General features: G+C 73.7%; 21 protein-coding genes. 13 read left to right on the top strand and 8 right to left on the bottom strand.

The features are described 5' to 3' along the window. A partial coding sequence (locus ETD96_RS17125) for an NAD(P)-dependent alcohol dehydrogenase (RefSeq protein ID WP_338072559.1) occupies positions 1-1,076 on the top strand: 1,076 nt, incomplete at its 5' end. 18 nt (positions 1,077-1,094) lie between these two features. Here ETD96_RS17125 and ETD96_RS17120 read toward each other — a convergent pair. Next, positions 1,095-1,583, bottom strand: a complete 489-nt coding sequence (locus tag ETD96_RS17120; protein WP_205719315.1) for a cyclic nucleotide-binding domain-containing protein — start codon at positions 1,581-1,583, stop codon at positions 1,095-1,097. A gap of 203 nt (positions 1,584-1,786) precedes the next feature. On the opposite strand from ETD96_RS17120, the gene ETD96_RS17115 reads away from it, so the two are divergent. Together ETD96_RS17115 and ETD96_RS17110 are read left to right on the top strand one after the other, a co-directional pair. Continuing rightward, a complete protein-coding gene (locus ETD96_RS17115; protein ID WP_138637457.1) occupies positions 1,787-2,458 on the top strand; it encodes a response regulator transcription factor in 672 nt (223 codons plus the stop codon). A gap of 148 nt (positions 2,459-2,606) precedes the next feature. After that, positions 2,607-5,219: a cation-translocating P-type ATPase gene (locus ETD96_RS17110; RefSeq protein WP_138637456.1), complete on the top strand. Its 2,613-nt coding sequence runs from the start codon at positions 2,607-2,609 to the stop codon at positions 5,217-5,219. Between the two features lie 22 nt (positions 5,220-5,241). On the opposite strand, the gene ETD96_RS17105 is transcribed toward ETD96_RS17110, so the two are convergent. From ETD96_RS17105 to ETD96_RS17095, 3 genes are read right to left on the bottom strand one after another with little or no spacing between them, the layout of a single operon-like run. Next, complete coding sequence (locus ETD96_RS17105; RefSeq protein WP_138637455.1) at positions 5,242-5,625, bottom strand: putative zinc-binding protein; 384 nt, start codon at positions 5,623-5,625, stop codon at positions 5,242-5,244. A 39-nt stretch (positions 5,626-5,664) separates the two neighbouring features. Further along, positions 5,665-6,099 carry a hypothetical protein gene (locus ETD96_RS17100; protein ID WP_138637454.1) on the bottom strand — a complete coding sequence of 145 codons (435 nt, stop codon included), beginning with the start codon at positions 6,097-6,099 and terminating at the stop codon, positions 5,665-5,667. Continuing rightward, entirely contained in the window at positions 6,096-7,346 is a 1,251-nt protein-coding gene (locus ETD96_RS17095; RefSeq protein WP_240807748.1) for a multicopper oxidase domain-containing protein, read from the bottom strand. Before ETD96_RS17095 ends, ETD96_RS17100 begins: the two co-directional genes overlap by 4 nt. Positions 7,347-7,621: 275 nt before the next feature. Here ETD96_RS17095 and ETD96_RS17090 point away from each other — a divergent pair, with 275 nt between their 5' ends. The 10 genes from ETD96_RS17090 to ETD96_RS17055 all read left to right on the top strand — a co-directional run bounded on the left by ETD96_RS17090 (position 7,622) and on the right by ETD96_RS17055 (position 17,192). Next, positions 7,622-8,590, top strand: a complete 969-nt coding sequence (locus tag ETD96_RS17090) for an Acg family FMN-binding oxidoreductase (RefSeq protein ID WP_138637452.1) — start codon at positions 7,622-7,624, stop codon at positions 8,588-8,590. 23 nt (positions 8,591-8,613) lie between these two features. After that, complete coding sequence (locus ETD96_RS47580; protein ID WP_274704619.1) at positions 8,614-8,739, top strand: hypothetical protein; 126 nt, start codon at positions 8,614-8,616, stop codon at positions 8,737-8,739. Then, complete coding sequence (locus tag ETD96_RS17085; RefSeq protein WP_138637451.1) at positions 8,732-10,150, top strand: beta/alpha barrel domain-containing protein; 1,419 nt, start codon at positions 8,732-8,734, stop codon at positions 10,148-10,150. The genes ETD96_RS47580 and ETD96_RS17085 overlap by 8 nt, the downstream gene beginning before the upstream one ends. Continuing rightward, the gene (locus ETD96_RS17080) at positions 10,147-11,343 is read left to right on the top strand and encodes a TIGR04053 family radical SAM/SPASM domain-containing protein (protein ID WP_138637450.1); all 1,197 of its coding nucleotides are present in this window, start codon (positions 10,147-10,149) and stop codon (positions 11,341-11,343) included. The genes ETD96_RS17085 and ETD96_RS17080 overlap by 4 nt, the downstream gene beginning before the upstream one ends. Before the next feature lie 62 nt (positions 11,344-11,405). Then, on the top strand, positions 11,406-11,759 hold the full coding sequence (locus ETD96_RS17075) for a PRC-barrel domain-containing protein (protein ID WP_138637449.1): 354 nt from the start codon (positions 11,406-11,408) through the stop codon (positions 11,757-11,759). A 31-nt stretch (positions 11,760-11,790) separates the two neighbouring features. Continuing rightward, on the top strand, positions 11,791-11,961 hold the full coding sequence (locus ETD96_RS44830) for a hypothetical protein (protein ID WP_171069063.1): 171 nt from the start codon (positions 11,791-11,793) through the stop codon (positions 11,959-11,961). 169 nt (positions 11,962-12,130) lie between these two features. Further along, positions 12,131-13,261: a multiple monosaccharide ABC transporter substrate-binding protein gene (gene chvE / locus ETD96_RS17070; RefSeq protein WP_240807746.1), complete on the top strand. Its 1,131-nt coding sequence runs from the start codon at positions 12,131-12,133 to the stop codon at positions 13,259-13,261. Positions 13,262-13,327: 66 nt separating this feature from the next. Next, the gene (gene mmsA, locus ETD96_RS17065; RefSeq protein WP_138637448.1) at positions 13,328-14,896 is read left to right on the top strand and encodes a multiple monosaccharide ABC transporter ATP-binding protein; all 1,569 of its coding nucleotides are present in this window, start codon (positions 13,328-13,330) and stop codon (positions 14,894-14,896) included. Continuing rightward, positions 14,893-16,134 carry a multiple monosaccharide ABC transporter permease gene (gene mmsB / locus ETD96_RS17060; RefSeq protein ID WP_138637447.1) on the top strand — a complete coding sequence of 414 codons (1,242 nt, stop codon included), beginning with the start codon at positions 14,893-14,895 and terminating at the stop codon, positions 16,132-16,134. The genes mmsA and mmsB overlap by 4 nt, the downstream gene beginning before the upstream one ends. 44 nt (positions 16,135-16,178) lie before the next feature. After that, the gene (locus ETD96_RS17055; RefSeq protein WP_138637446.1) at positions 16,179-17,192 is read left to right on the top strand and encodes a LacI family DNA-binding transcriptional regulator; all 1,014 of its coding nucleotides are present in this window, start codon (positions 16,179-16,181) and stop codon (positions 17,190-17,192) included. A gap of 30 nt (positions 17,193-17,222) precedes the next feature. On the opposite strand, the gene araB is transcribed toward ETD96_RS17055, so the two are convergent. The 4 genes from araB to ETD96_RS17035 all read right to left on the bottom strand — a co-directional run bounded on the left by araB (position 17,223) and on the right by ETD96_RS17035 (position 22,164). After that, positions 17,223-18,851, bottom strand: coding sequence for a ribulokinase (gene araB / locus ETD96_RS17050; protein WP_138637445.1), 1,629 nt, complete (start codon positions 18,849-18,851; stop codon positions 17,223-17,225). Between the two features lie 29 nt (positions 18,852-18,880). Next, the gene (araA, locus tag ETD96_RS17045; protein WP_138637444.1) at positions 18,881-20,377 is read right to left on the bottom strand and encodes an L-arabinose isomerase; all 1,497 of its coding nucleotides are present in this window, start codon (positions 20,375-20,377) and stop codon (positions 18,881-18,883) included. Continuing rightward, positions 20,374-21,045 (bottom strand): L-ribulose-5-phosphate 4-epimerase, encoded by a 672-nt coding sequence (locus ETD96_RS17040; protein ID WP_138637443.1) that lies wholly within the window; start codon positions 21,043-21,045, stop codon positions 20,374-20,376. Before ETD96_RS17040 ends, araA begins: the two co-directional genes overlap by 4 nt. A 66-nt stretch (positions 21,046-21,111) precedes the next feature. Continuing rightward, positions 21,112-22,164: a LacI family DNA-binding transcriptional regulator gene (locus ETD96_RS17035; RefSeq protein ID WP_338072558.1), complete on the bottom strand. Its 1,053-nt coding sequence runs from the start codon at positions 22,162-22,164 to the stop codon at positions 21,112-21,114. Between the last annotated feature and the right edge of the window lie 96 nt (positions 22,165-22,260).

Below are 22,260 nucleotides of genomic sequence, written 5' to 3'. Positions count from 1 at the left end.
GGACGGGGCGTTTCTTGGGAGGGATCATGCGGGCACTTCGGTTGCTGGAGTGGAAGTCCGATCCGGAGCTGGTCGAGGTCGCCGAGCCGGAGCCGGGGCCCGGCCAGGTCGTCGTCAAGGTGGGGGGCGCGGGCGCCTGCCATTCGGACCTGCACCTCATGCGCGACTTCGACAGCGCGACCTTGCCGTGGGGTCCGCCGTTCACCCTCGGCCATGAGAACGCCGGATGGGTGCACGCCCTCGGCGACGGCGTGCGCGGGCTCGACGTGGGCCAGCCGGTGGCGGTGTACGGGCCGTGGGGCTGCGGGATCTGCCCCCGGTGCCAGATCGGCGCGGAGGACTACTGCGAGAACCCGGCGGAGGCGCCGGTGCCCGGAGGCGGCGGCGGGCTCGGGCTCGACGGCGGCATGGCCGAGTACCTGCTGGTCCCCGCCGCGCGGTTCCTCGTGCCGCTGCCGGACGGGCTCGACCCGGTCGCGGCGGCGCCGCTGACCGACGCCGGGCTCACCCCGTACCACGCCGTCCGCCGGTCGTGGGCGAAGCTGCCGCCGGACGCGACCGCCGTCGTGATCGGGACGGGCGGCCTCGGCCACCTGGCGGTGCAGGTGCTCAAGGCCACCACCGCCGCGCGGGTCATCGCGGTCGACACGCGGGAGGAGGCCCGGGAGCGCGCGGTGGAGCACGGCGCCGACCTCGCCCTCCCGTCCGACGGCGGCACGTCGGACGCCGTCCGGGAGGCGACCGGCGGGCGCGGCGCGGACGTGGTGCTCGACTTCGTCGGCGTGGACGCGACGCTCGCGACGGCCGCCGCCGCGGCGCGGATGCTCGGCGACGTGACGATCGTCGGCATCGGCGGCGGCACGCTGCCGGTGTCGTTCTTCTCCGTCCCCTACGAGGTGTCGCTGCAGACGACCTACTGGGGGACGCGGCCGGAGCTGGCGGAGGTCCTCGACCTGGCGGCGCGGGGGCTGCTGCGGCCCGACGTCACCCGGTACCCGCTGGACCGGGCGACGGACGCCTACCGCGACATGGAGGCGGGCCGGCTGGAGGGCCGCGCCGTGATCGTGCCCGGCTGACGCGGCCGCGCGGGCGGGTCACGTGTGCGGCGCGGGCACGGTGGAGGGCGCGGTCGAGACGGCCTCCAGGAGCCGCAGCCGCACCGCCTGGAGCCGGTCGACGGCGAGTTCGGTGAAGCGGCGGGTCAGCTCGTAGCCGAGCGCCGGGTCGACCGCGCACAGGGTGCGCACCAGCCGCCCGTCGAACTCGACGGCCGCGACGCCGGTCACCGCCGTCGCGCCGAAGCGCCACCGGTACGGGTGGAACAGCCAGGACCAGCCGAGCACCGAGCCGGGCCCGGAGGTGTCGACGACGACCGTCCCGCCGCCGGGCACGCCCAGGTCGAGCGCCGCCTCGCCGTCCCGGATCAGCCAGAACCGCTCGGCGGGCGCGGCCTCGGCGATGATCCGCCGCCCGGCCGGGATCGCCGCGGGCCGGGCCGCGGTCGCCAGCCTCGCCAGGTCGGCGCTGCGCATCCCCCGCAGGAAGGGCTCCCGCGCCAGATCGGCCGCGGTAAGGGTGCTCACGGTTCGCCCCCGATCGTGTGTGGTCCGTCCCCCCATCCCAGCGCAGCGGGTGACCGCCGCCACAGGGCCGAAAGGCCCTTGCCCGCGGGACCTCCGCCGGTCCGGGACCTAGGTCCCGGGGCGCCGGGACCTCCAGCGCCCTCCCGTGGGTGCGGGCGCCGGGTAGCGTCCGTAGTGTCAGCGACGAGGCGAAGGACGATGCCATGACCCGCCAGGCCGGCGAGACGATCCGGGTGTTCCTGCTGGACGACCACGAGGTCGTCCGCCGCGGGGTCGCGGCGCTGCTGTCGGCCGAGGACGACATCGAGATCGTCGGCGAGGCCGGCACCGCCGACCACGCGCTCGCCCGCATCCCGGCCGCGCGCCCCGACGTCGCCGTCCTGGACGTGCGGCTCCCCGACGGCGACGGCGTCTCCGTCTGCCGCGAGATCCGCTCCCAGCTGCCCGACCTGGCCTGCCTCATGCTGACCTCGTTCGACGACGAGGACGCCCTGTTCGAGGCCGTCATGGCGGGCGCCGCCGGGTACGTCCTCAAGCAGATCCACGGCTCCGACCTCGTCGGCGCCGTCCGCACCGTCGCCACCGGCCAGTCCCTCCTGGACCCGCGCTCCACCGCCCGCATGCTCCAGCGGCTGCGCGACCGGCAGGAGAAGCAGGACCCGCTCAAGGCCCTGACCGACCAGGAGCGCCACATCTTCGACCTGATCGGCGAGGGCCTCACCAACCGGCAGATCGGCGAGCGCCTCTTCCTCGCCGAGAAGACCGTCAAGAACTACATCTCCAGCATCTTCGCCAAGCTCGGCATGAGCCGCCGCACCCAGGCCGCCGCGCTCGCCGCCCAGCTCAAGGCCGACCGCGGGGACTCGCGCATTTAGCTGATCTTCTTCCCCGGCTCCGCACGTCCCCTGGGCGGGGCGGCGTCAGCGGCGCGCGCGGGGGCATGAACCGGGAGATCCGCGGGACCCTCGCCCCTGCCGCCCTCGTCGGAGGCGGCGCGGGCTCGCGGGCGACAGGAGGTTGGGGATGACGACGGCTCTCGCGCCTTACCGCAGACCCGCCGAGGACGTCGTGCGCGACCTCGGCGGCGACGCGTCCCGCGGGCTGACCGCGGCCGAGGCGGCGGCCCGGCTGGAGCGGGACGGGCCCAACACGCTGCCCGCCGCGCGCGGGCGCGGGCCGCTGCTGCGGTTCCTGCTCCAGTTCAACAGCCCGCTGATCTACGTGCTGCTCGCGGCGGCGGCCGTGACCGCGCTGGTCGGCGAGCACGTGGACGCGCTGGTGATCCTCGGCGTGGTGATCGTGAACGCCGTGGTCGGGTTCGTCCAGGAGTCGCGGGCGGAGCGGGCGCTGACCGCGCTCGCCGCGATGGCGCGGACGACGGCGGTCGCCGTCCGGGACGGCGCGCCGGTCAAGGTCCCGGCGGCGGACCTGGTGCGCGGCGACCTGGTCGTGCTGGAGGCCGGCGACAAGGTCCCGGCCGACCTGCGGCTGCTGCGCACCGACGAGCTGACCGTGGACGAGTCGGCGCTGACCGGCGAGTCGGCGCCGGTCGCGAAGGACCCGGCGGCGCTGCCGGAGGTCGCGCTCGCCGACCGGGCCGCGATGGCGTTCTCCGGCACGCTGGCGACGGCGGGCCGGGGCGCCGGACTGGTCGTGGCGACCGGCGCGGACACCGAGCTCGGCGGCATCAACCGGCTGGTGCAGAGCACGGCGGCGGTGCAGACCCCGCTGACCCGCAAGATCGCCCAGTTCAGCCGGGTGGTGACGGTCGCGATCCTGGTGCTGGCCGCCGTCACCTTCGCGATCGGGGTGCTGCGCGGCCGCGGCGCGACGGAGATGCTGACCGCGGCGGTCGCGCTCGCGGTCGGCGCGATCCCCGAGGGCCTGCCCGCCGTCGTGACGATCACGCTGGCGCTCGGCGTCGCCCGGATGGTGCGGCGCGGCGCCATCGTCCGGCACCTGCCCGCCGTGGAGACGCTCGGCGGCACCACCGTCATCTGCACCGACAAGACCGGCACGCTCACACAGAACCAGATGACCGTCACCGCGATCAGCGCGGGCGGGCGCGACTACACCCTCACCGGCACCGGCTACGCCCCGCGCGGCACGGTCGAGCTGGACGGCCGCACCATCGACGCCGCCGACCATCCCGCGCTCAGGGAGACGCTGCTCGCGGGGCTCGGCTGCAACGACGCGCGCCTCGCCGAGATCGACGGCGGCTGGCGGATCACCGGCGACCCCACCGAGGGCGCCCTCCTCACAAGCGCCGCCAAGGCCGGGCTCGACCGGGCCCCGGAGCGGACGGCGACGCTCCCGTTCAGCTCCGAGCGCCGCTACATGGCGACGCTGCACGAGGGCGGCGTCGTCTACGTCAAAGGGCAGCTCGAACGGGTCCTCCAGCTGTGCGACGACGCCGCCGGGCCCGACGGCGCGCCCGTCCCGCTGGACGCGGACGCCGTCGTCGCCCGCGCCGAGGCGTACGGCGGCGAGGCCCTGCGCGTGCTGGCGTTCGCCCGGGGGCGCGCCGACACCCTGGACAGCCTGCCCCGGCTGACGTTCCTCGGCCTGCAGGCCATGCTCGACCCGCCGCGCGAGGAGGCCGCCGACGCCGTCCGGACCTGCCACGACGCCGGCATCCAGGTCAAGATGATCACCGGTGACCACGCCGCGACCGCCGCCGCCATCGGCGCCCGCGTCGGGCTGGCCGGCGAGGTCATGACCGGCGCCGAGCTGACCGAGGACGTCTCCCCCGAGCGCGTCCAGGCCACCACGGTCTTCGCCCGCGTCTCCCCCGAGCAGAAGCTCCGCCTCGTCCAGACGCTGCAGGGCTCCGGGCACGTCATCGCGATGACCGGCGACGGCGTCAACGACGCGCCCGCGCTCAAGCAGGCCGACATCGGCGTGGCGATGGGCCGCAGCGGCACCGACGCCGCCAAGGAGTCGGCCGACATGGTGCTGACCGGCGACGACTTCGCCTCCATCGAGCAGGCCGTCGAGGAGGGGCGCGGCGTCTTCGACAACCTGGTGAAGTTCATCGTGTGGGCGCTGCCGTCCAACATCGGGCTCGGCCTCGTCCTCGTCGCGGCGATCCTCGCCGGGACCGCGCTGCCGATCCTGCCGCTCCAGGTGCTGTGGCTGAACATGACCGCGGTGCTCGTCCTCGGCCTGCCGTTCGCCGTCGAGCCGAAGGACGAGCACATCATGCGCCGCCCGCCCCGCGACCCGGGGCTGCCGCTGCTCACCCGCGCGATGACGACGCGGATCCTGCTGGTGTCGGCGATCCTGCTGGCCGGCTCCTTCGGGCTCCAGCACTGGGAACGCGCCCACGGCGCCTCGCCGGAGGTCGCGCAGACGATCGTCGTCAACGTGTTCGCGCTGACGCTGCTGACCTACATGTTCAACTGCCTGTCCCTGGACCGGCCGCTGCTGTGGCGGGGCGTCCGCCGCAACCCGTGGATCGCCCTCAGCGTCGTCGCCCTCGCCGCACTCCAGGTGCTCTACACCTACACGCCCTTCATGAACGACGTGTTCGGCTCCGCCCCGCTCGGCGCCGCCGCCTGGGCCCGCATCGCGGTCATCGCCGTCGTCTCGTACCTGGTGGTGGAGGCGCTGAAGTTCGCCCAGCGGCCCCGCTGACGCGGCGGGGCCCGTCGGCCGTTCAGCCGTCCGCCGCCCCGACCTCCGTCTCGACCCGCTCGATGAGCGCGCCGAGGACCTCCTCGGCCTGGGCGGGGTCGAAGTCCTCGCCGAGGCGCTTGCGGACGCCCGCGTCGCTGAGCCGGTGGTGGACGTCGATCGCCACGCCGTGCCGGGCGAGGCAGCTGCGGGCGCACTCCAGGGCGCAGCCGTCGATCGCGATGACCGGGCGTCCGCTGGTGGCCTTGCGGACCAGGCTCCGCACGTCGCCGCCGACGCCCGCGATGCAGGACATCTCGGCGACGCCGCGGCGGTCGAGCTGGATCGCCAGCCAGTTCGTCATCTGCGCGGCGCTGGAGCAGCCCGAGCACGAGTAGACGAGCGGCAGTTCACGGCGGTCGGTCATGGCTTCTCCACTTGGGTACTGGGCGGCTGGGTACTGGGGTTAGGTGCTGGGCAGGGCGGTCGCGATGAGGACGATCCCGACGGAGCCCACCAGCGAGGCGATCGCCATGGCTCGGGCGAAGGACGGGTGCCGGGAGCTGGCCCAGCCGTGCACGCCGGCGACGGCGACGACGGCGGCGAACAGCAGCAGCTTGGCGGCGAGGATGCGGCCGTAGCCGGGCTCGGTGAGCGAGGCCCAGGTGACGCCCTTGTGCCAGGCCATCGCCACGCCCGTGGTGATCTGCACCGGCAGGAAGACCGCGCCGGTGAAGATGCCGAACCGGCGGCCGACCTCCCGCGCCATCCCGGTGTACTGCTCCGCGGCGAGCTTCCGGCGGGCGAGCGGCAGCAGGACCAGGGAGATGGTGAGCTGCCCGCCCACCCACAGCGCGGCCCCCGAGACGTGCAGGAACCGGATGACGGACCACCAGGTCATGGGGTCACCTTCAGGATTCCGTGGGCGCCGGATTCGCCGTGTCGCATGTCGTGGTCGACGAAGGGATAGTGGCCCGCTTCGGGGACGACGGTTTCGACGAAGCCGCCCTGCCCGGGGGCCAGGTCGAGGATCTGCGCGCCGCCCGGGTCGCCCTTGCGCAGCAGGTAGGCGCCCTCCTTGTAGAGGGTGTCGAACTGCGCGCCGACGATGTGGAATGCGGTGCTGGAGGAGGGTCCGGCGTCCACCACCCACACCCGGACGCGGTCACCGGTGCGGGCGGTGAGCGGCGCGTGGTCGTAGCCGGCGGCGGTGCCATTGAACATCCACGCGTCCGGACGCCCGTCGCGCATCTTGCCCACCTGCGCCTCCGAGCCGGGCTGACCGAGGTACAGCTCGCCTTGGACCAGGACGTACTCGCGGTCGGCGCGCGGGAGGTTCGGTGGGTCGATGATGACGGCGCCGTACATGCCGTTGGCGATGTGCTGCAGCATCGGCATGGTCGAGCAGTGATACAGCCACGCCCCGGCATGCTCGGCGGTGAACCGGCACGTCAGCCGCTCCCCCGGCTGGATGGTGCGCATCGGTACGTCCGGGGCCAGGCTGCCGGCGTGGAAGTCGATCCCATGACCCATGGTCGTGTCGTTGACCAGGGTGATCACGAACACGTCCCCGACCCTGCCCCGCAGCACCGGGCCGGGGACGCTGCCGCCGAACGTCCACATCGTCTGCCGGACGCCCGGCGCCACCTCCAACTCCCGGTCGGTGGCACGCAACTCAACACGATGCTCCTTCGCCCCCGGCGCAGGCTTGAGGGAGGCGTCATAGGGCTTCCAGCCCGCCGACGGACGGGCCGACAGATCGAGCTGGCCGATGCCCATCGCCTGATGGCTCATCGACGGTGCGTGCGTCTCGTGCGTGCCGGTCGTCTTGATCTGCATCGTCATGCCAGCGGCACGATGGCCCGCAACGGTGCACCAGCCGTCCACGGTCCCCTTCAACAGCGGCACCGTCAGCGTCGCCGACTCCCCCTGATCCAACATCGGCGTCGCCTGACCCGACGCCAAACGCAGGTCATGCTGCATCGCATCCTTGTTGGTCACGCGCAACACCAACCGCGTCCCCGGCGCGGCCTCGATCGTCCCCGGCCGGATGCGCATGTTCGCCAACGTCACGTCCACCACGCGCGTCCCCGACGCGGTGACGGTCCGGGCGGGCGGCTCGGTCCGGCCGCTCGTCGCGAACACCACCGCGAGGGCGGTCAGAAGGCAGCCGACCAGCACACCGGCGACCGGCGGCGAAGGCCGGACGCCCCGCGAAAAGATCACGGCTCCCACCCTCCACGCCCGTACGCGCGGCGCGAGAGGGCCCAAGGTCCCGCCGGCGCGGACCGAAGGGCCCGCCGTGCGGCGGCCCGCGGACGAACCGTCCTTGGTCCCCTCCCGCGCGGGACCTTCGGCCCTGGGGCCCCCGCACCCGCGCCGAAAGCCTGGGAGTGCACAGCGCCGGCACGTGGAGGTGCGTCATGCCCCATCCGTTCGCGACGCACGTCGGGGTGCGCCGACTGGTCACCGCGGCCGTCGCGGCGCCGTCGGTGCACAACACCCAGCCCTGGCTCTTCCGGCTCGACCGGGACGCGTCGGTCCTGGAACTGCACGCGGACCCGGACCGCGCGCTGCCGGTCATGGACCCGGGCGGCCGGGCCCTGCACATCAGCTGCGGCGCCGCCCTGCTCAACCTGCGGCTGGCGATCCGGTCGACCGGGCACCGCCCGCTGGTCGAGCGGTTCCCCGACCCCGGACGCCACCCCGCGCTGCTGGCGTCCGTCCGGGCGGTGGACGCGACGATGCCGTCACCGGGCCAGTCCGAGCTGTACGCGACCATCCCGTTCCGGCGCACCAACCGCGGCCCGTTCGGCAAGCGGCGGGTGCCGCAGGTCGTCCGCGACGAGCTGGTGGCCGCCGCCCAGGAGGAGGGGGCGATGCTCGCCCTCCCCGGCCCGCAGACCACGGCGTACCTGCTCAGCCTGATCGCCGCGGCGGACGCGCGGCTCACCGCCGACCCCGCCTACCGCGCCGAGCTGGCGAGCTGGACGCCGGGCCGCACCCGCGGCGACGGCGTCCCCTGGTACGCCTTCGGGCCGCGGCCGAGCGGCCGGGGCCTGCCGCTGCGCGACTTCGGCCTGTCCGGGCCGGCCGCCGGGCGGACGCCCGACGACTTCGCCGCGCGGCCGCAGCTCGGCGTCCTGCTCACCCGCGGCGACGGCCCCCGGGACTGGCTGCTGGCCGGGCAGGCCCTGCAGCGGGTCCTGCTCACCGCCGCGCGGCGCGGCGTGTCGGCGTCGCTGCTCACCCAGCTCCTGGACGGGCGCGGCGCCGCGACGTCCGGGCCCCGCCCGCACGGGCACATCCAGGCGGTCATCCGGTTCGGCTACGGGCAGCCCGTGCCCGGCACGCCGCGCCGGCCGTTCCCGGAAGTCCTGGAACGCGTCTGATCCGCGACCGAGAAAGGCGAACGATGCCCACACTCGTCCACGAGTTCACCGCGGTGTTCCGTGCGGAGCACCGCGGTGTCCGCGACCTGCTGCTCGACCTGGTGGAGGCGTTGCGGCCGCGCGACACCGAGCGGGCCCGGAATGTCTGAGCCGGCTCCGCCCCGCATCATCCAGGGCGGCATGGGCGCGGGCGTCTCGGGGTGGCGGCTGGCGCGCGCCGTCGCGCGGACCGGGCAGCTCGGCGTGGTGTCCGGGGTCGCGCTGGACGCCCTCCTCGCGCGCGGCCTGCAGACCGGGGACGAGGGCGGCCACCTGCGCCGCGCGCTCGCGCACCTGCCGCTGCCGGGGGTGGCCGAGCGGGTGCTGGAGCGCTACTTCGTGCCCGGCGGGATCGAGCCGGGGCAGCGGTTCCGGCCGGTGCCGAAGCTCGGCCTGCGGCCGAACCGGACCCGCGACGAGCTGACCGTCGCGGGGAACTTCGCCGAGGTGTGGCTCGCCAAGGAGGGGCACGGCGGCCCGGTCGGCGTCAACTACCTGGAGAAGATCCAGCTCGCCACCCCGGCCGCCGCGTACGGGGCGATGCTGGCGGGCGCGGACTACGTGCTGATGGGCGCGGGCATCCCGAGCGAGATCCCCGCGCTGCTGGACGCGCTGGCCGCCGGGTCGCCGGGGAAGGTCACGGTGGACGTCCTGGGCGCCGACGAGGGCCGCCCGTTCGCGTTCGACCCGGCCACGCTGGCCGCGCCGGGGACGGAGGCGGCCCGGCCGCGGTTCCTGGCGATCGTGTCGTCGCCCGTCCTCGCGCTGTACCTGCACCGGTCGCCCGCGACCCGCCCGGACGGGTTCGTGCTGGAGTCGGCGGTCGCGGGCGGGCACAGCGCCCCGCCGCGCGGGCGGCTGCAGCTCGACGAGGGCGGCGAGCCCGTCTACGGGAAGCGGGACCGGATCGATCCCGCGAAGGTCGCCGCGCTCGGCCTGCCGTTCTGGCTCGCGGGCGGGCACGCCCGGCCCGGCGCGCCGGACGAGGCGCTCTCCGCCGGCGCGGCGGGCGTCCAGGCGGGCAGCGTGTTCGCGCTGTCCCGGGAGTCCGGTCTCGACCCGGAGCTGCGGCGCCGGCTGATCGGGCGGGCGCTGGACGGCACGCTCCGGGTGCGCAACGACCCGCGCGCGTCCTCGACCGGGTTCCCGTTCAAGATCGCCGAGCTGCCGGGCACGCTGTCCGAACCGGACGTCTACTCAGCGCGCCCCCGGCTGTGCGACCTCAGCTACCTGCGGACGCCCTACCTGAAGGCGGACGGGGCGGTCGGCTACCGCTGCCCCGCCGAACCCGTCGACGCCTACGTCCGCAAGGGCGGCGACGCCGAGGACACCGCCGGGCGGCGCTGCCTGTGCAACGGGCTCGTCGCGAACACCGGCCGCGGCCAGCACCGGCCGGACGGCTACGCCGAGCCGCCGCTGCTCACCCTCGGCCAGGACCTCGGCTTCCTGCCGGGCCTCGTCCGGGCGGCCGGAGCCGACTACTCCGCCGCCGACGCCGTCGACTACCTGCTCGGCCGATGAAGCAGATCCGCGTGCCCCGCCACGACCCCGCCGACCGGCCGTTCATCGTGATCTGGGAGGCCACCCGGGCGTGCCCGCTGGCCTGCCGGCACTGCCGCGCCGAGGCCCGGCCCGACCGCGACCCCGGCGAGCTGACCACGGCCGAGGCGTGCGGCCTGATGGAGCAGGTCGCCTCGTTCGGGCACCCGCCGCCGGTGTTCGTCATCACCGGCGGGGACCCGTTCCAGCGCCCCGACCTGTTCGACCTCGTCCGGCACGGGACCCGGCTCGGGCTGCCGGTCGCGGTCTCCCCGTCCGGCACGCCGACGCTCACCGAGGCGGGCCTCACCGGGCTGCGGGACGCGGGCGCGCGGGCGATCTCGCTGAGCCTGGACGGGTCGACCGCGCGGATCCACGACGCGTTCCGGGCCACGCCCGGCGTCTACGGCTGGACGCTGGACGCCTGGCGCGCCGCCCGCGGCCTCGGCCTGAAGGTGCAGATCAACACCACCGTCGCCGGGCACAACCTCACCGACCTGCCGGAGATCGTCCGGCTGGTGCGGGAGATGGGCGCGCTGACGTGGAGCGCGTTCCTGCTCGTCCCGACCGGGCGCGGCAGGCTGCTGCCGGGGCTCGACCCGCACCAGGTGGAGGACGTTCTCAACTTCGTCTACGACGCGGGCGCCCACATCCCGGCCCGCACCACCGAGGCCCACCACTTCCGCCGGATCGCCGTCCAGCGGGAGATCCTGGCGCGGCACGGCGCCGACCACGCGGCCGTGCTGGGGCTGGGACCGCTGTACGAGACGCTGCGGCGGCGCCTGGCCGAGCTGGACCTGCCGGTGCGGCGCGCCCGGCGCCCGCCGATGGACGTCGGCTCGGCGCGCGGGTTCGTGTTCGTCTCGCACCGGGGGACCGTCCATCCGAGCGGCTTCCTGCCCGCCGCGGCGGGCGACGTCCGGCGGGAGCCGCTGCCCGCGATCTACCGCGAGTCGCCGCTGTTCACCGGCCTGCGCGACACCGCCAACCTGACCGGGAAGTGCGGCGCCTGCGAGTTCCGGACGATCTGCGGCGGCTCCCGCTCGCGGGCCCTCGCGGTGTCCGGCGACCCCTACGCGGCGGAGCCCTGGTGCTCCTACGAGCCCGGTTCGTTCCCCTACCGGGACGACCTCGCCGCCCACGGCCTCCCGATGCCGGGACCGCGGCGGACATAACCGCCGTGAGCTGGGTAGATGTCCCTGTAAAGGCATCCGATCCAGAAGGCTGGGCAAGGGACATGTTCCAAGTCGAGGACATCCGGGAGTGGCGCGGCCGGCCCGTGGTCGACGAGTCCGGGAGCAAGGTCGGTGAGCTGGAGGCCGTCTACGTCGACACGCTCACCGACCAGCCGGCCTTCGCCACCGTCAAGACGGGCCTGCCGACGCGGCAGCGGCTGGTGTTCGCGCCGCTGGACGGGGCGACGCTCGGGCCGGACCACGTCCGGATCGCCCACCCGAAGAAGCAGATCAAGAACGCGCCCGCGATCGCCACCGACGGCGAGCTGCTCGCCGCCGACGAGGGCGCGGTCTTCGCCCACTACGAGCTGGCCTACCGGGCCGCGCCGGACGAGCGCCGGCTCGCGCGCCGCTGAGCGCCGGTCCGCGTCCAGGAGGGATCGCACCGTGGCCCTGTTCCTGTTCATCCTGCTCGTCGCGGTGGCGCTGGGCATCGTCGGCGTCGTCGTGAAGGGCCTGTTCTACCTGCTGATCATCGGGATCGTGCTGTTCCTGGTCAACCTGGTGCTGGTCGGGCTCCGGATGGGGCACCGGCGCGGCTCGCGCCTCACCCGCTAGCGGAGACACCCCCGGTCCGGAGCGCCGCCGCGCTTTCGCGCGGCGGCGAATGTTTGCGTTAACAACAACCGGGTCACGGTTGTGACGCGGCCCACGGGGGGCTCTTGACATGGCAGTGTGACCGGTAACACTGTGTCCGGGACACCGGCACCACCCCCGAGGTGAGACGTTGAAGCACAGGAAGCTCGTCAGCCTGGCGCTGGGCCTCGGCCTCGCGCTCGGCATGACCGCGTGCGGCTCGACAGAGAAGACCGTCGACAAGGAGAAGGCCGACAAGAAGCCGGCGGCGGGCGCCCTCGTCGGCGTCACCATGCCGACCCGCTCGTCCGAGCGCTGGATCCACGACGGCGACAACCTGAAGAAGCAGCTGGAGCAGCTCGGCTACAAGGTCGACCTCCAGTACGCCGAGAACGACATCCCCACCCAGGCCAACCAGATCGACAACCAGATCACCAAGGGCGCCCGGCTGCTGGTGATCGCGTCCATCGACGGCACCGCGCTCACCACGCAACTGCAGAAGGCGGCCGACAAGGGCGTCCCGGTCATCTCCTACGACCGGCTGATCCGCAACTCCCCGAACGTCGACTACTACGCCACCTTCGACAACTACAAGGTCGGCGTCCTGCAGGCGACGTCCCTGCTCATCGGTCTCGGGCTGAAGAAGGCGGACGGCTCCGAGGGCACCGCCAAGGGCCCGTTCAACATCGAGGTCTTCGCCGGCTCGCCCGACGACAACAACTCCTCGTACTTCTACAACGGCGCCATGGACACCCTGAAGCCGTACATCGACCGCAAGGCCCTCGTCGTCAAGAGCGGCCAGACCGACTTCAAGACGATCGCCACGCTGCGCTGGGAGGCGGAGCGCGCGCAGAAGCGCATGGAGGACCTCCTCACCCGCCACTACGGCGGCGGGACGAAGGTGAACGGCGTCCTGTCCCCCTATGACGGCCTGTCGATCGGCATCCTGTCGGCGCTGAAGTCCAACGGCTACGGGACGCCCGGCCAGCCGTACCCGGTCGTGACCGGCCAGGACGCCGAGGTCGCCTCGGTCAAGTCGATCATCGCGGGCGAGCAGTACTCGACCGTCTACAAGGACACCCGGCAGCTCGCGGCCGTCACCGTGAAGATGGCGGACGCCGTGCTGAAGGGCGGCAAGCCCGAGGTGAACAACGTCAAGGACTACGACAACGGCGTGAAGGTCGTGCCGTCCTACCTGCTCAACCCGGTCGTCGTGAACAAGGGCAACTACAAGAAGGAGCTCATCGACACCGGCTACTACACCGAGGCCCAACTGGGGTGACGGCGGGGCGGGCGCCCCCCCCGGCACCTCCCCCGGGGCGGCGCCCGCCCGTCCGCGAGGAGGACCATGACCGACGCGATACTGCGGATGCGCGGCATCACCAAGACCTTCCCCGCGGTCACCGCGCTCCAGGACGTGAACCTGGAGGTGCGGCGCGGCGAGATCCACGCGATCTGCGGCGAGAACGGGGCGGGGAAGTCGACGCTGATGAAGGTGCTGTCCGGGGTGTACCCGCACGGCGACTACACCGGCGAGATCGAGTTCGACGGCGCGGCCTGCCGGTTCTCCGGCATCCGCGACAGCGAGCAGCACGGGATCGTCATCATCCACCAGGAGCTGGCGCTCAGCCCGTACCTGTCGATCGCCGAGAACATCTACCTCGGCAACGAGCGCCGCGGGCGGTTCGGGCTCATCGACTGGAACCGGACGAACGCCGACGCGGCCCGGCTGCTGGAGCGGGTCGGGCTGCACGAGAACCCGGTGACGCCGGCGATGGACCTCGGCGTCGGCAAGCAGCAGCTCGTCGAGATCGCCAAGGCGCTGTCGAAGCGGGTGAAGCTGCTCATCCTGGACGAGCCGACCGCCGCGCTGAACGACGCCGACTCCGCGCACCTGCTCGACCTGCTGCGCGGGCTGCGCGACGAGGGCATCACCTGCGTGATCATCTCCCACAAGCTGAACGAGATCCGCGCGATCGCCGACTCCACCACGATCCTGCGGGACGGCCGCACGATCGAGACGCTCGACATGCGCGGCGACGTGTCCGAGGACCGCATCATCGCCGGGATGGTCGGCCGCGACCTGCGGCACCGGTTCCCCGACCGCGTCCCCGACATCGGCGGCGAGGTGCTGCGGATCGAGGACTGGACCGTCCACTCCCCCACCCAGCACGGCCGGGTCGTGGTGGACCGCGCCTCCCTCACGCTGCGCCGCGGCGAGATCGTCGGGCTCGCGGGCCTGATGGGCGCGGGCCGCACCGAGCTCGCGATGAGCGTGTTCGGCCGCAGCTACGGCACCGGCATCAGCGGCCGGATCTACAAGAACGGCGCGGAGATCTCGGTCCGCACGGTCACCGACGCGATCCGGCACGGGCTCGCCTACGCGACCGAGGACCGCAAGACCTACGGCCTCAACCTCATCGAGGACGTCAAGCGGAACATCTCCGCCGCCGGGCTCCGCGGCCTCGCGCGGGCCGGCTGGGTGGACGCCGGCCGCGAGTACGCGACCGCCGAGCGGTTCCGCACCGAGATGAACATCAAGACGCCGAGCGTCCTCACCCCGGCCGGGCAGCTGAGCGGCGGCAACCAGCAGAAGGTCGTCCTGTCCAAGTGGATCTTCACGGACGCGGACGTGCTGATCCTGGACGAGCCCACCCGCGGCATCGACGTCGGCGCCAAGTACGAGATCTACTCGATCATCAACCGGCTGGCCGACCAGGGCCGCGCGGTACTGGTGATCTCGTCCGAGCTGCCGGAGCTGATCGGGATCTGCGACCGCCTGTACGCGATGGCGGAGGGCCGCATCACCGGCGAGGTGACCCGCGCGGAGGCCACTCCGGAACGGCTCATGCAGTTCATGACCCGGCAGACGCAACAGACAGGCCAGACCCAGGAGACCGAGGAGACCAGAGCATGAGCAGCGTCGCGTCGGCCGGCAAGGCCGTGGCTCCGCCGCCGGCGGAGCGGCCGAAGCCGGGCCGGAGCCTGCCGGTCAACCTCCGGCAGAGCGGGATCTACATCGCGTTCGCCCTGATCGTGGCGCTGTTCGCGGTGCTCACCGACGGGCAGCTGCTGTCCCCGCAGAACATCTCCAACATCATCGTGCAGAACTCCTACATCCTGATCCTGGCCATCGGGATGATCCTGATCATCATCGGCGGGCACATCGACCTGTCGGTGGGGTCGGTGGTCGCGGTGACGGGCGCGATCGCGGCGGTGCTGATGGTCGAGCACGACGTGCCGTGGCCGCTCGCGATCCTGCTGACGCTGCTCGCCGGCGCGGCGATCGGCGCGTGGCAGGGGTACTGGATCGCCTACTTCGAGATCCCGGCGTTCATCGTGACGCTGGCCGGGATGCTGGTGTTCCGGGCGCTGACCCTCACCATCCTCGGCAACCAGGGCATCGGGCCGTTCCCCGACGAGGTGCGGACGATCGCGAACGGCTTCCTGTCCGGCTACCTCGGCAACATCGGGCTCGGGCCGCTCGGCGGCGCCGACCTGTTCACGCTGCTGGTCGCGCTGGCCCTGGTCGGCGGGTACGTGGCGCTCGGGTGGCGGAACCGGCAGGGCCGCATCGGCTACGGGCAGCAGGTCGAGCCGCTCACCGTGTTCGCGCTGCGCAACGCCCTCGCCGTCGTGGTCGTCATGTTCATGGCCGTGCAGCTCGCCCGGTTCAAGAACATGCCGTGGGTGCTCGTCCTGCTGGGCGTGCTCGTGCTCGGCTCCACGCTGGTGATGAACCGGGCCGTGTTCGGCCGGCACGTGTACGCGCTCGGCGGCAACCCGCTCGCGGCGCGGCTGTCCGGCATCAAGGTGAAGTCGGTGTCGTTCTGGCTGTTCGTCAACATGGGCGTGCTGTCGGCCGTCGCCGGGATCGTGTTCGCGGGACGGCTCAACCAGGCGGGCCCGACGGCCGGGAACATGTTCGAGCTGGACGCGATCGCGGCGGCGTTCATCGGCGGCGCGGCCGTGCAGGGCGGGGTCGGCAAGGTGGTCGGCGCGATCACCGGCGGCCTGATCATGGGCGTGATCAACAACGGCATGTCGCTGCTCGGCGCGCCGAGCGAGCGGGTCATGCTGATCAAGGGCCTGGTGCTGCTGGCGGCGGTCGCGTTCGACATCTGGGCGAAGCGGCGCGCCGGGACGTCGCGCTGAGCGGGCCGTCCGGGGACGGCGGACGCGGTAGGTTCCGAGGTGACATGACCGCCACGCCACCACCGGCCCGGCCCGGGCTCCGCGACGTCGCCCGGCTCGCCGGGGTCTCCCACCAGACCGTGTCGCGGGTGTTCAAGAACCATCCGATGGTGAGCCCGAAGACCCGCGACCGGGTGCTCGCCGCCGCCGCGCAGCTGGACTTCCGGCCCAACGCGGCGGCGCGGGCCCTCGCCACCGGCCGGTCCCGGACGCTCGGCGTCGTCAGCTTCGACACCGCGCTGTTCGGCCCCGCGTCGATCATCGCGGCGGTCGAGCGGACCGCCCGCGCCGCCGAGTTCTTCACCAGCGTCGCGAGCCTGGAGTCGCCGGGCCACGGCGCGGTCGCGGGGGCGGTCGACCGGTTCCGCGACCAGGGCGTGGACGGCATCATCATGATCCCCGGGCACGTCCCGCCGGACGAGGCGCTGCGGCACCTGCCCGGCGACCTGCCGACGGTGCTGCTCGGGCCGCCGGCCGCCGTGCCGACGGTGTCCGGCGACCACTACATGGCGCCGCGGGAGGCGACCCGGTACCTGCTCGGCCTCGGGCACCGGACCGTCCACCACCTGCCGGGCCCGGACGACTGGTCGGAGGCGACCGAGCGCACCCGCGGCTGGCGGGACGCGCTGACCGAGGCGGGCGCCGCCGTGCCCGACTGCGCGCCCGGCGACTGGAGCGCCCGGTCCGGCTACGAGCGGGGCCGGGTGCTCGCCGCCGACCCGGGCGTCACGGCGGTGTTCGCGGCCAACGACCAGATCGCGCTCGGGCTGCTGTGGGCGATCCACGAGAGCGGGCGCCGGGTCCCCGACGACGTCAGCGTCATCGGGTTCGACGACATCCCGGAGGCGGCGTTCCTCACCCCGCCGCTCACCACCGTCCGGCAGGACTTCACCGCCCTCGGCCGGCACTGCGTGGAGCTGCTGATCGCGCAGCTGACCGGCGGCGGCGCCGGGCCGCAGGAGCCGCGGCTGGTGCCGAGCCGGCTGATCGTCCGGCGCAGCACCGGCCCCGCCCGCTGACCCGGCGAGCCGGGCGCGAGACGCCGCGGGTCAGCGGAGGGCGCGGAGGCGGTGCATGATCGCGCCGTCCGCGAAGTGGTCGTGCAGGCTCCGGTAGATCGCGTACAGGTCGTCGTAGGCGTCGGCGCGCGCCCGGTCGGGCACGTAGGCGGCCGGGACGCGGCGCCCCATCGCGGCGGCGGCCGCGGTGACGTCGGCGTGGGCGCCGGCGGCGACGGCGGCGTGGATCGCGGCGCCGAGCGCCGGGCCCTGCACCGACCCGATCAGCGACAGCGGACGGCGCAGCACGTCGGCGTACACCTGCATGAGGAAGGCGTTCTTCATCAGCCCGCCCGCGACGACGAGCTCCTCGACGGGGACGCCGGACGCCTCGAACGTCTCCACGATCATCCGGGCGCCGAACGCGGTGGCCTCGATCAGCGCGCGGTAGACGTCCTCGGGCTTCGTGGCGAGCGTCTGCCCGACGATGAGGCCGGACAGGTCGTGGTCGACGAGCACGGACCGGTTGCCGCTGTGCCAGTCGAGCGCGACGAGCCCGTGCCGCCCGACCGGCTGGGCCTCGGCGAGCGCGGTGAGGTGCTCGTGGACGGTCCGCCCCTCGGCGGCGGCGACCTGGTTGTAGTAGGCGGGCACGCAGGTGTCGACGAACCAGGCGAAGATGTCGCCGACGCCGGACTGCCCGGCCTCGTAGCCCCACAGCCCCGGCACGATGCCGTCGGCGACGACGCCGCACATGCCGGGGACCTCGGCGAGCGCGTCCGACGACATGACGTGGCAGGTGGAGGTGCCCATGATGGCGACCATCTGGCCGGGCCGGACGGCGTCGGCCGCGGCGGCGGTGACGTGCGCGTCGACGTTGCCGACCGCGACCGCGATGCCCTCGGGCAGGCCCGTCCAGGCGGCGGCCTCCGCCGTCAGCGTCCCGGCGAGGCCGCCGAGCGGCGCGAGGTCGTGGCCGAGCTTGGCGGGGAAATCGGCGAAGCCGGGGGCGAGCGCGGCGAGGAACTCGGCGGACGGGTAGCGTCCGTCCTGGTAGATGCCCTTGTAGCCGGCCGTGCAGATGTTGCGCGACTCGGTGCCGGTGAGCCGCCAGACGATCCAGTCGGCGGCCTCGATCCAGCGGTCGGCCACCGCGTACAGCTCCGGGTCCTCGTCGAGGAGCTGCAGGGCCTTCGCGAACTCCCACTCGGAGGAGATCTTGCCGCCGTAGCGGCGCAGCCACGGCTCGCCGCGCTCGGCGGCCAGCGCGTTGATCCGGTCGGCCTGCGGCTGCGCGGCGTGGTGCTTCCACAGCTTCGGCCAGGCGTGCGGGCGGTCGGGGTACCGCTCGCAGAGGGGCGTCCCGTCCGCCGCCGTCGGCAGGACGGTGCACGCCGTGAAGTCGGTGCCGATGCCGATCACCCGGGACGCCGGGACGCCCGCGACGGCCAGCGCCTTCGGGACGGCGAAGCGCAGCACGTCCACCCAGTCCTGCGGCGCCTGCAAGGCCCAGTCCGGCGGGAGGGCGGCGCCGGACGGCAGCGCTTCGTCGATCACCCCGTGGCCGTACTCGTGGACGCCGTCGCCGAGTTCGGCGCCGTCCCGGACGCGGACGACGACCGCCCGCCCCGACAGCGTGCCGAAGTCGATCCCGACGACGTACCGCTCGTCCGCGCTCATACGGCTCCTCCTCTACAGGGCCGTGGCCATCACAGCCCGAGGGCCAGGCGATGGTACGCCTGGTTCCAGCGGATCTCCTTGGTGAACTGCCGCATCGTGGTATCCGCGTCGATGCTGAGCAGCTCGACCCCGGCCATCTCGGCGAGGTCGTCCAGCACCTCGGTGCCGAGCGCGGCCGACAGGACGGTGTGGTGCGGCGCCCCTGCGGTCAGCCACGCCTCGGTGGAGGTGCGCAGGTCCGGCAGGGGGCGCCAGACCGCGCGCGCGACCGGCAGCATCGGCAGCGGCTCCGGCGGCGCGACGACCTCGATCTCGTTGGCGACGAGCCGGAACCGGTCGCCCAGGTCGGCGAGGCCGACCACGACGGCGGGGCCGGGCGCGGCGTCGAACACCAGCCGCACCGGGTCCTCGCGCCCGCCGATGGACAGCGGGTGGATCTCCAGCGACGGCCGCCCCGCCGCGACGGACGGGCAGACCTCCAGCATGTGCGCGCCGAGGATCAGCTCGTTGCCGGGCTCCAGGTGGTAGGTGTAGTCCTCCATGAACGAGGTGCCGCCGGGCAGCCCGGCCGAGGCGGCCTTCAGCGTGCGCAGCAGCGTCGCGGTCTTCCAGTCGCCCTCGCCGCCGAAGCCGTAGCCGTCCGCCATCAGCCGCTGCACGGCGAGGCCGGGGAGCTGCCGCAGCCCGCCGAGGTCCTCGAAGTTCGTCGTGAACGCCTTGAAGCCGCCCTCGTCGAGGAACGTCCGCAGGCCCAGCTCGATGCGGGCGCCGTAGCGCAGCGAGCCGTGCCGGTCGCCGCCCGCGCGCAGCGCCGGGACGACGTCGTAGAGCTCCTCGTACTCCTTCACCAGCTCGGTGACGTCGTCGTCGGAGACGGCGTCCACCACGCCGACCAGGTCGTTCACGCCGTAGGTGTTGACCGAGACGCCGAACCTGAGCTGCGCCTCGACCTTGTCGCCCTCGGTGACGGCGACGTCCCGCATGTTGTCGCCGAACCGGGCCAGCTTGAGCGTGCGCAGCTCGTGGCGCCCGGCCGCCGCCCGCGCCCACGCCGCGACGCGGGCGCCCACCACCGGGTCGCTGACGTGCCCGGCGACGGTCTTGCGCGCGACGCCGAGCCGCGACTGGATGTAGCCGAACTCCCGGTCGCCGTGCGCGGCCTGGTTCAGGTTCATGAAGTCCATGTCGATCGAGTGCCAGGGCAGCTCGACATTCGCCTGCGTGTGCAGGTGCAGCAGCGGCTTGGTCAGCGCGTCCAGCCCGGCGATCCACATCTTCGCCGGGGAGAAGGTGTGCATCCACGCGATGACGCCGACGCAGGAGTCGTCGGCGCTCGCGTCCAGGCAGGTCCGGCGGATGGCGTCGGCGTCGGTCAGCACCGGCGTCCAGCGCAGCGCGACCGGCAGCGCCTCGCCGAGCCGCGCGGCGATCGCGCCGGACTGCTCGGCGACCTGGCGCAGGGTGTCGTCGCCGTACAGGGCCTGGCTGCCGGTGAGGAACCAGATCTCGCGGTTCGGAAAGCTCATGGTCGGCCCCTCTGCCCGTAGACGTTCTGGTAGCGGTCGTACAACCGGTCGATGTCGCCCGCGTCCATCGGCAGCGGCTCGCCGAGCTGGCGGGACAGGTGGACGGTGCGGGCGACGTCCTCGCACATCACGGCCGCCTTCACCGCGGCGCGGGCGTCGGCGCCGATCGTGAAGACGCCGTGGTTGCGCATGAGGACGGCGGGGCTGCGGTGCCCGGCGAGCGTCTCGACGATGCCGCGGCCGATGTCGTCGCCGCCGATGAGCGCGAACGGGCCGACCGGGATCTCGCCGCCGAACTCGTCCGCCATCGCCGTCAGCACGCACGGGATCGGCTCGTCGCGCGCCGCCCACGCGGTGGCGTAGGTGGAGTGGGTGTGCACCACCCCGCCGACGTCCGGGCGGTGCCGGTACACGTAGGCGTGGGCGAACACGTCGCTCGACGGCTTGAGCGGCGACTCGCCGAGGGGCTTGCCCTCCAGGTCGCACAGCACCATCGAGTCGGGGGTCAGGTCGGCGTAGGGGACGCCGCTCGGCTTGATGAGGAAGGCGTCGTCGCTCACCCGGGCGGACACGTTCCCGGCCGTCCAGACGACCAGCCCGCCCTCGACGAGCATCCGGTGGAGGACGGCGAGCTCGGTGCGGAGCGCGGCGGTCTCCGGCTCTCTCATGTCCGCTCCTTTGTTAGCGCTAACATCAACGGGCTGCCGACGGGGACTCGCGGGGACGGACGGTGGTCAGGTGCGGCGGCGCACCCCGGTGCTCTCCCGGACGACGAGCTCGGGTTCGACGACGCGGCGCGTCCCGTCCGGGGCGGGGGCCGGCCGGGCGCCGCCCTCGATCCGGTCGAGCAGCAGGCCGAACGCGCGCCGCCCCACCTCGGCGAAGTTCTGCCGGACGGTGGTGAGCGGCGGCGGGAAGTAGGCGGCCTCGGGCACGTCGTCGAAGCCGACGACGCTCACCTCGCCGGGCACGTCGCGGCCGGCCTCGCGCAGCGCCCGCAGCAGCCCGAGCGCCATCGCGTCGTTGGCCGCGAACACGGCGGTGACCTGCGGGTCGGCGGCGATCCGGCGGCCGAGCTCGTAGCCGGACCGGGCGCTCCAGTCGCCCGCGGACGCGGCCGGGACCTCGCACCCGGCGGCCTGGAGCGCGGCGCGCCAGCCGTCAGTGCGGCCGCTCGCGTCGACCCAGTCGGCCGGACCGGACAGGTGGGCGACGGTCTCGTGGCCGAGGCTGAGCAGGTGCCGGACGGCGCGCTCCGCGCCGGCCCGGTGGTCGACCGCGACGACGGGGAACGGCACGTCGCCGCCCGCGCCGACCGCGACCAGCGGGGTGTCGGACGGCAGCTCCTTCAGCCCGTCGGCGGCCGACTCGTGCGGCGCGACGACCATGATCCCGTCCGCGGACTGGGCGCGCAGCCGCTCCACGCCCTCGCCGATCGAGCGGCGGTTCAGCGAGCTGAGGCTGACGATGCTGACGTTGTAGCCGTGCTCGCGGGCGGCCTGCTCGATGCTGAACACCGTGGACGCCGGGCCGTACAGGGTGGTGTCGAAGCTGACCACGCCGAGCACCCCGGAGCGGCCGGTCGCGAGGACCCGCGCCGCCGAGTTCGGCCGGTAGTCCAGCGCCTGCACCGCCGCCATCACCCGGGCGCGCGTCTGCGGGCGCACCTTCTCGGGGGTGTTCAGCACCCGCGACACGGTCATCGCCGAGACGCCGGCCATCGCGGCCACGTCCTCCATCACCGCCAGCCGCCGGCCGTCGGGCGCCTCCGGTGATTCGGCGGCCACATCGCCTCCCCGAGCCGAGCCATCGCTACGCCCCGAATGTTTGCGCTAACTCCCCCGAATGTCAACAGCGGGCACCCCGCCCCCGGCGCCCCGATC

It is taken from the genome of Actinomadura geliboluensis (assembly GCF_005889745.1).
Lineage (GTDB): Bacteria > Actinomycetota > Actinomycetes > Streptosporangiales > Streptosporangiaceae > Spirillospora > Spirillospora geliboluensis.
This window is presented reverse-complemented; position numbering and strand designations above follow the sequence as displayed.